The following is an 8,224-nucleotide window of genomic DNA, read 5'->3' as shown; positions in this document are numbered from 1 at the left end:
AAGACGACCAAAAGTTCTGTTATATTAAAAGATATTTGGGGTTGTTAGGAAAATAAAAAGAAACTAGAAAATTTAATTTTCTAGTTTCTTTTTTAATTTAGCTATTTTTATCGCCACATCTATTTCATGTTCTATAGTGTTTACCAATGTTTTCTTTGAACCGTATATAATGTTTACAAAGATATGTTTACGGAGGAAATTAAATGATAATACCACTACTACATGAGCATAGGTTGATTATTAAATATTTGCTTAATAGAAAAGTTTAGACCAAAGCTGCAGAAATTTCAAGGGAGTTAAATATTAGTGATAGAACTACCCATGTGTTAGGATAGTTGTCATATATAATAATTCTAATATAATATAATTAAGATAACAAACTAAGGGGAAATAATGTATGAAAATTAGTTTATTCAAAATTAGCAATGGAATATTGCAAGCAACTCGGATAATTTAGTTAAAAATATAATATAGAAGAAAAGAAATTACTAAAGTGCATAGCATAAGTAAGTCTACTAATACATAAGCATAAATTCTAACATATATTCCAAACCCGTAAATAAAAATGAAAGGCGTTATTCCAAATAGGGTATGGAAATAGAAAATTAGGGATTTTACTCTTCTAGCTTCTTTTCTAATTTAATTATTTCTATTTTGGTTTTTACACTAGATTCTAAAACCTCATTGAATAAATAATAGTTTCAAAAATAATAGTTTTTTATACTGCCCCTTGTTCTGGCTGAAAAATTTATAAAGACTATGAAGGGGTGATAATGTGACTAGAAAAGAGAAAGTATTTATGGCACTAAAGTCTCTATCAAAAGATATAACATTGAATGACCTAGAAGGAGAAAGTGCAGGATTTACTACTGCAACTATTTCAGACATTACAGGAGTAAGTAGAAGTAATGTAAGTCGAGAATTAAATGTCCTAGTTAAAGAGGAAAGAGCTATTAAAATTGTCGGTAGACCTGTTCAATTTATAGAAAAGAAAAAGTTAGAGGAAATAATAAGGCTTGATTTACATGGACAAAATACATTTAATTCATTAGCCCAGCTAATAGAAAAGTCTAAGGAAGAAAAAAATATATCTAAGAATATAATTCAGGATCCTTTTGAAAAATTGATAGGATATAAGTCGAGTTTGGAACTACAGATTAAACAAGCAAAGGCTGCTATATTATATCCTCCAAAAGGCCTTCATACTCTTATAACTGGGAATACTGGTGTAGGTAAAAGTACTTTTGCTCAAATGATGTACAAATATGCTGTTTTTTCTAAAGTTATAAATGAGAAATCTGAATTCGTTGTATTTAATTGTTCCGAATATGCTGAGAATCCACAATTAATTCTATCACAGCTTTTTGGACATGTTAAAGGAGCCTTTACTGGGGCTAATAAGGATAAACAAGGATTAATTGAAAAGGCAGATGGGGGAATAATATTACTAGACGAGATACATAGGTTACCCCCTGAAGGACAGGAAATGTTGTTTTTACTTATGGATAAAAATATATATAGAAAATTAGGTGAAACTGAAACGTCTAGAAAGGCAGATGTACTTATAATAGGAGCAACAACTGAAGATATAAATTCTACATTATTGAAAACATTTTTAAGAAGAATTCCTATGGTTATTAGACTTCCATCACTATTTGAAAGGGGTCTTTCGGAAAGATTAGAACTTATCGAAAATTTTTTTAAAGAGGAAGTAAATAATGTAGGTGTCCCCATAAATGTGTATAGGGATGTTTTACGAGCTCTTTTACTTTATGAATGTCAAGGAAATATAGGACAATTAAAAGGTGATATACAACTTTTATGTGCCCGGGGATTTCTAGATTATAAGACCTATAATAAAAAACAAATTGATGTGGAAACTCCATTTTTGTCTGAACATATATATTCAGGATTATTAAATTATAACAGAAAAAGAGAAGAGATTTTAAATCTTTTAAACTATGAAAAGGATTATTATACTTTTAATAAAACAAGTGGCGAAAGGTTTGCGATACTTGATAACTATAGTTTGGCTACCGATTTATATGAAGAGATAATCGAAAGATATAATAATTATAAAGAAGAGGGATATTCTGAAGGAAAAATTAATGAAATTATAAATGATGATATAGAAAAATATTTTAAAGAATTACTAATAAAATGTAATGCGGAGAAAGAAGTACCAGAAAAAGAAGAACTATTTAAAATTATAAGTCCAAGAGTTTATAATGCTGTTGAAATTTCTTTAATGCTAGCGGAACAAAAACTTAATCATAAGTTTAGTAATAAAACAAAGATTGGATTAGCTATGCATATAAGCGCATTAATGGAGAGAATAGCCACAGGGGAAGTAATATACAATGAGGAAATAAACAAGATTGCAATTAACAATCCTAAAGAATTTAAAACAGCAAAATTAATGAGGGAAGTATTAGAGGAAGAATTGGAAATAAGTATACCAAAAGAGGAAATAGGCTTTATAACAATGTTTTTAGGTGCAGTTGATTCAGAAGAAAAAAGTAAAAAAATTGGGGTAATAGTTTTAGCTCATGGCGATCATACAGCTTCAAGCATTTCTAATGTTGCAAATAGTTTATTAGATACTGACCATTGTCAATCTATAGATATGCCTCTTCATGTGAAGGTAGAAGATATACTTGAAGAAACAATTAAGAAAGTAAAGAATGTTGATGAGGGAAAGGGAGTATTGTTATTAGTGGATATGGGTTCATTAACTGCTTTTTCAGAAATTATCTTCAAGAAAACAAATATTATGACTAGCTCTATTGAAAATATTTCAACACCTCTTGTAATAGAAGCTGTAAGGAAAAGCTTTTTGCCGGAAATGACCTTAAATAAACTGGTAGAGGAGTTGGAAGTGGTAAATCCCTATATAGGACGAGGTATTACTCATAATATTAAAAATAAGACAAATATATCCAAACCAAAGATTATTTTTACAACTTGTATTACTGGTAAGGGGTCTGCCATAAAAATTGCAGAATTACTAGAAAATGCGTTGCCTTTTATTGGGGAATATAATTTAAAAATAAAACCTTTAGATATAACTAATAAGGATAATATGGAAGAAATTCTAAAAAAGAATAATGATATTAACGAGGAAATAGTAGCAGTTGTTGGAACGGTAAATTTACATATACCAGGAGTTCCTTTTATTTCTATAGATGAATTGATAATAGGTGATGGAATAAAAAATATAGAAAAGGCTATAGGTGGAGTGGATTCTTATTATATTAAAGAAAGGGTTTCTGGACAAAATATATTTATTCAAATGCTAGAAAAAATATTAGTTTTTTTAAATCCAATTAAAGCCTATGATTATGTCAATAAATCCTACATTAAGATAATTGGCATATTGAATATTGACAATTCGGAACAATTAAAGATAAAATATATTATTCATGTTGCTTGTATGATAGAAAGATTATTACAAAACGAATTTTTGCCTTATAAGGATATAGATAGTTTAATAAAATCTGAGGAAGTTATGTATAAGGGAATTAGAAGTTCTTTAACGAATATCGAAGAGGTTTTTGGTATAGAGATTCCTGATACAGAAATTGGTTATATAATTGAACTACTGAATAATGATTAAGCAGATATATTTATCTGTAGGGAAGGCTTGTAAAGATTAGTGGGTTAATTTTTATAAGTCTTTCTTTATTTTAAAGCATAAATGACACAGATGATAATATGAATTGACACGGTTTAACACACATAATATAACAGAGAATAAAAATAAATTTATTTTTATCTGAAATATGATGTATTGAAGGTATATTAATGGATAGAGACTATTAATATTATATGATATATATATCTGGTATGATTATTGCTTTATATTATGTCAAAGCACTTAATGATATAAGGGGGAAATTTATAATGAAAGCTGCCAGATTTTATGATATTAGAAATTTAAAAGTCGAGGACACACCAACTCCAGAGATTAGTCTAGATGACGATGTTATAGTAAAAGTTAGAGTTGCAGGTATTTGTGGTTCAGATATATCAAAATATAGTAAAACAGGACCCCATATTCCAGGAGAGATATTTGGACATGAGTTTTCAGGAGATGTAGTAAAAGTTGGAGATGGTGTAAAAAATGTAAAGCCGGGAGATGCCGTAGCAGTATGTCCAGCTTTACCATGTTTTAAATGTGCCCAATGTAAACAAGGGCTTTTTTCCAGATGTGAAAACTTGGGGATTATAGGAAATAGAGATGCAGGAGGTTGTTTTGCTGAATACGTAAAAGTAAGTAGTAAAAATTTAATAAAATTGCCCAAAGATATAGACTATGAAACTGCTGCAGGTATTGAGCCAGCATGTATAGCAGGCCATGGAATGTACAGAGCTAATATTAAAGTTGGTGATACAGTAGCGATTTTAGGCACAGGTCCCATAGGGTTATTATTAATACAATGGGCCAAAATATTTGGAGCAACTAAGGTCATAGCGATAGATGTATTTGATGAAAAGTTAAAAATTGCTAAGGAACTTGGTGCAGATATATGTATAAATGGGACAAAGGTTGATAGTGTGGAAAAGGTTAAACAGATTACAGATTTAAAAGGAGTAGATGTAGCAATAGAATCTGCCGGTACTCCATTAACTTCTGCTCAAGTATTATCTTTTCCACGGAAAGGAGGGACTGTTTTATATGCGGGTGTACCTTATAGTGATGTAAAGATTTCAAGAGTATATTTTGAAAAGATTCTTAGAAATGAATTAACTGTAAAGGGGACTTGGTTTGGAAATTCTTATCCTTTTCCAGGGAGAGAATGGACAAGTGCTATCCATTATATGAGAAAAGGGGAACTTAAAATTTCGCCATTTGTAACTCACCGCATAACACTTGATGAACTTCCAGAAACCTTTGAAAAGATATATAAAAGGAATATTTTCTTTGGGAAAATTATGATAAATATAGGCAATAATTAAACTAAAACTTTTGATGGAGAGGGATGTATTATGATTGGCATATTAGTGGTGACCCATGGAGATCTTTCTAAAGAAGTAATTAAAAGTGCTGAGTTAATTATTGGATCTCAGGACAATTATAAAGCATTAGGACTTAAACATGGAAGTAACATTGAGGAATTTGAATCTAATGTATTGGATCAAATAGAAAACCTTAGTAGTAAAGAAGGGGTCTTGGTCTTTGTTGACTTATATGGAGGGAGTCCTTTCAATACTATTGCAAAGAATTTAAATAAATTGAATAATTCAATTAAATTAGAATGTATAAGTGGGGTTAATTTACCTATTGTTTTAGAGGCTTTTTTAAACAGGGATGAACTTAATTTGTCTGATTTAAAGAATCATTGTTTAAAAATAGGAAAGGAAAGTATAAAAGATATAAAACAGGATTTGTGCTAAAGATTAAGGTGAAATATTATTTTAGATATTCTTAGGTAAATTATCTTATTGCCTAGGAATATCATAAGAATTTTAATTATACTTGATATTTTAAATATTTAGTAGGGGGAATAAAAATGAAGAATATAGTTTTTACAAGGGTAGATGATAGGTTAATTCATGGTCAGGTTATTACTGCGTGGTCAAAGGTAACATCAGCAAATAGAATTTTAGTAGTAGATGATGAAGTGGCTAGTGATCCATTTATGGCTAAGGTTCTAAAAATAGCAGCTCCATCTACGGTTAAAGTAGATGTTCATGGTATCGAGGAAGCAGTAAAGCTGTTAAAGGGAGAAGATGAAGGAGATAAAATAATGGTACTTGTTAAATACCCAGATACTGTTCTTAGCCTTATAGATAATGGGATACAAATAAAGGAATTAAATGTTGGAGGCATGGGAGCTAAACCAGGAAGAAAATCTTTGTATAAAAATATTTCGGTTTCTCAGGATGAAAAACTAATATTTAGAAAATTAATTGAACGAAATGTTAACGTTTTTATACAGATTGTCCCAGATGCAAAGAAGATAGAAATACAAAAATATTTATAAGGTAAGGTAAGTTTTTGTTTCAATAAAATTATATAAGGAGGATTTTCTATGAACATTAGTGTATGGCAATCTATATTGATTGGATTTTTTTATTATATTTCATGGAGTCCATGGCTTAGTTATGTTGGATTTTTTACATGGAATAGACCGTTAGTAGCTGGATTTGTTACAGGAATAATATTAGGGCAACCTTTAGAAGGAGCTTTAATTGGAGCTGGGATTAATGTTATTTATTTAGGATTTATGTCGGCAGGAGGAGCACAAATGGGAGACCCAGCTTTTGCCGGATATGTAGGAACTGCTCTTGCAATCGCATCAAATTTAGATGCGAATACTGCAATGACTATATCGGTACCTCTAGGTACTATAGCTTCGGTATTATGGATAGGTAAGATGACTATTAATTCATTTTTTGTTCATTGGGCTGATAAGGAAGTAGAAAAGGGCAATGTAAATGCTGTAGCTTTTATAAATATTGTACCACCCCAAATAGTTTTATTTATACTAAGTTTTATCCCTGCGACTTTAGTAGTATATTATGGGCCAGATGCTGTATCGGGTTTATTATCTGTTATGAGTCCAAAGGTATTGCATGTATTTGATGTAATTGGAGGAATGTTACCTGCTCTTGGGATTGCGATGAATTTAAAGTTAATAGGAAATAAGTTTACAATGCCCTTTTTTGTATTGGGAATTTTATTGTCAGTGTATTTTGAAATAGATATAGTTGTAATATCTATTTTAGGAGTTATACTTGCTTTAACTATAACAGCATTAAAGCATGATGATAATTTAGGAACTAATATTAATAATTAAATAAATTATATATAGAAAGGAAGGGTGAATAATGACAACAGAAATAGAAAGTAGTAAAGGAAAGAATGTTAAACTAAGTAAAAAGGATATATTAAAGTCTCATTTTAGATGGTTCATGTTTGCACAGTCTAATTATAACTATGAAAGATTACAGGCTACAGCTTTTGCTCATTCCATGTTGCCCGTATTAAAAAAACTATATGATACTAAAGACTCATTAAAAAGTGCTGTACAGAGACATATGTCATTTTTTAATACAGAACCTATTTGTGGTTCCGTTATTCATGGGATTACAATAGCTATGGAAGAAGAAAAAGCTAATGGTGCAGAAATTAATGATACAGGTATAAATGCAATTAAAACTGGACTTATGGGGCCTTTAGCTGGAATTGGGGATACTTTAACTCAAGGAATTATAACCCCTATCCTTCTTGCCATATGTATCGGAATTACAAATAATAATAATATAGCGGGTCCGATAATATTTTTAGTTGCCCAATATTGTATAATGTTTGGAATTTCTTATACTCTTTGGACAAATGGTTACAAGTATGGTAAGAAAGCAGTAGAGGAAATTTTAGAAGGTGGAGCCGTTAATAAGGTAATAGAAGGCGCATCTATACTTGGAACTTTAGTTATGGGTGGGTTAGTTGGCAGATTTGTCAATATAGAAACTCCAATAAAGTTCACGTCTGGAGACTTTACATTTAGTTTACAAACAGATTTACTTGATAAACTAATGCCGGGACTAATACCTTTCGTATTAACTTTGTTAGTTTTGAAAGCATTAAAGAAAGGCGTTACTCCGGTAAAATTAATGGGAATTCTTATTATGGTTGCGACTATAACAGGAATATTAGGTATATTTTAAAAGGGAATTATTAGTATGATAATGAGAGAAAGGAAGTTTATTAAAATTAATCCTAGCATTGTGATTGAATACCTATGACCAAATAAGGATTAAAAGCAGTAAAGGTACTTTTAAAACAAGGAATACAGACTAGTGTGGCTTTAGAATTTTCATCTAATCAAGCATTGTTAGCTACGAAACTAGGAGCTACTTATGTTAGCCCATTCAATGCCTGATTTAGAAATTGAAAGGTTTTTAAAAGATTGGTAAGGCGCAGTAAAACAAAGGTGGGTAATATTTGAATATCAATAAATAAAGACAGAGACACTTTTATCTTTCAGTTTATAAACAAAGTCTCATATACCTAAATTAGGTATATGAGACTTTGTAAATTTTATGGAGAAATTAATAACAAATACAAAGTAACCGCCAAAAAAGTGGTTGAAGGTCCATAGGTGTTATCTCCATTTTAATTTGCTCATACCCAATTTGCTGTTTTTTTAAATTCATGCATGCGAAAACAAGCATCATCTGAGAGGAACCTTTATTTAATTCTCTTGGGTTTGTCCAT

7 protein-coding genes are annotated in these 8,224 nt (G+C 30.2%); all 7 read left to right on the top strand.

Going from position 1 to position 8,224, the window contains the following annotated elements; genetic code table 11:
* The first annotated feature begins 775 nt into the window (after nucleotides 1–775).
* The 7 genes from VK071_10195 to VK071_10165 all read left to right on the top strand — a co-directional run bounded on the left by VK071_10195 (nucleotide 776) and on the right by VK071_10165 (nucleotide 7,889).
* Nucleotides 776–3,616, top strand: coding sequence for a sigma 54-interacting transcriptional regulator (locus VK071_10195; protein HLR35677.1), 2,841 nt, complete (start codon nucleotides 776–778; stop codon nucleotides 3,614–3,616).
* 287 nt (nucleotides 3,617–3,903) lie between these two features.
* On the top strand, nucleotides 3,904–4,959 hold the full coding sequence (locus VK071_10190; protein HLR35676.1) for a galactitol-1-phosphate 5-dehydrogenase: 1,056 nt from the start codon (nucleotides 3,904–3,906) through the stop codon (nucleotides 4,957–4,959).
* Nucleotides 4,960–4,989: 30 nt separating this feature from the next.
* Complete coding sequence (locus tag VK071_10185) at nucleotides 4,990–5,397, top strand: PTS sugar transporter subunit IIA (GenBank protein HLR35675.1); 408 nt, start codon at nucleotides 4,990–4,992, stop codon at nucleotides 5,395–5,397.
* 116 nt (nucleotides 5,398–5,513) lie between these two features.
* Nucleotides 5,514–5,987, top strand: coding sequence for a PTS sugar transporter subunit IIB (locus tag VK071_10180; GenBank protein ID HLR35674.1), 474 nt, complete (start codon nucleotides 5,514–5,516; stop codon nucleotides 5,985–5,987).
* Between the two features lie 48 nt (nucleotides 5,988–6,035).
* A complete protein-coding gene (locus VK071_10175; GenBank protein HLR35673.1) occupies nucleotides 6,036–6,803 on the top strand; it encodes a PTS sugar transporter subunit IIC in 768 nt (255 codons plus the stop codon).
* Nucleotides 6,804–6,834: 31 nt separating this feature from the next.
* On the top strand, nucleotides 6,835–7,674 hold the full coding sequence (locus tag VK071_10170; GenBank protein HLR35672.1) for a PTS system mannose/fructose/sorbose family transporter subunit IID: 840 nt from the start codon (nucleotides 6,835–6,837) through the stop codon (nucleotides 7,672–7,674).
* 134 nt (nucleotides 7,675–7,808) lie between these two features.
* A complete protein-coding gene (locus VK071_10165) occupies nucleotides 7,809–7,889 on the top strand; it encodes a hypothetical protein (GenBank protein HLR35671.1) in 81 nt (26 codons plus the stop codon).
* Nucleotides 7,890–8,224: the final 335 nt, after the last annotated feature.

This window comes from Tissierellales bacterium (genome assembly GCA_035301805.1).
Lineage (GTDB): Bacteria > Bacillota > Clostridia > Tissierellales > DATGTQ01 > DATGTQ01.
Note: the sequence above shows the minus strand (reverse complement) of the source record. Positions and strands in the feature narration are given on the sequence as shown.

What these genes read in the sequence shown, in the direction of transcription:
- VK071_10190 (HLR35676.1), top strand. Translation starts at nt 3,904, where the DNA reads ATGAAAGCTGCCAGATTTTATGATATTAGAAATTTAAAAGTCGAGGAC.
- VK071_10185 (HLR35675.1), top strand. Translation starts at nt 4,990, where the DNA reads ATGATTGGCATATTAGTGGTGACCCATGGAGATCTTTCTAAAGAAGTA.
- VK071_10180 (HLR35674.1), top strand. Translation starts at nt 5,514, where the DNA reads ATGAAGAATATAGTTTTTACAAGGGTAGATGATAGGTTAATTCATGGT.
- VK071_10175 (HLR35673.1), top strand. Translation starts at nt 6,036, where the DNA reads ATGAACATTAGTGTATGGCAATCTATATTGATTGGATTTTTTTATTAT.
- VK071_10170 (HLR35672.1), top strand. Translation starts at nt 6,835, where the DNA reads ATGACAACAGAAATAGAAAGTAGTAAAGGAAAGAATGTTAAACTAAGT.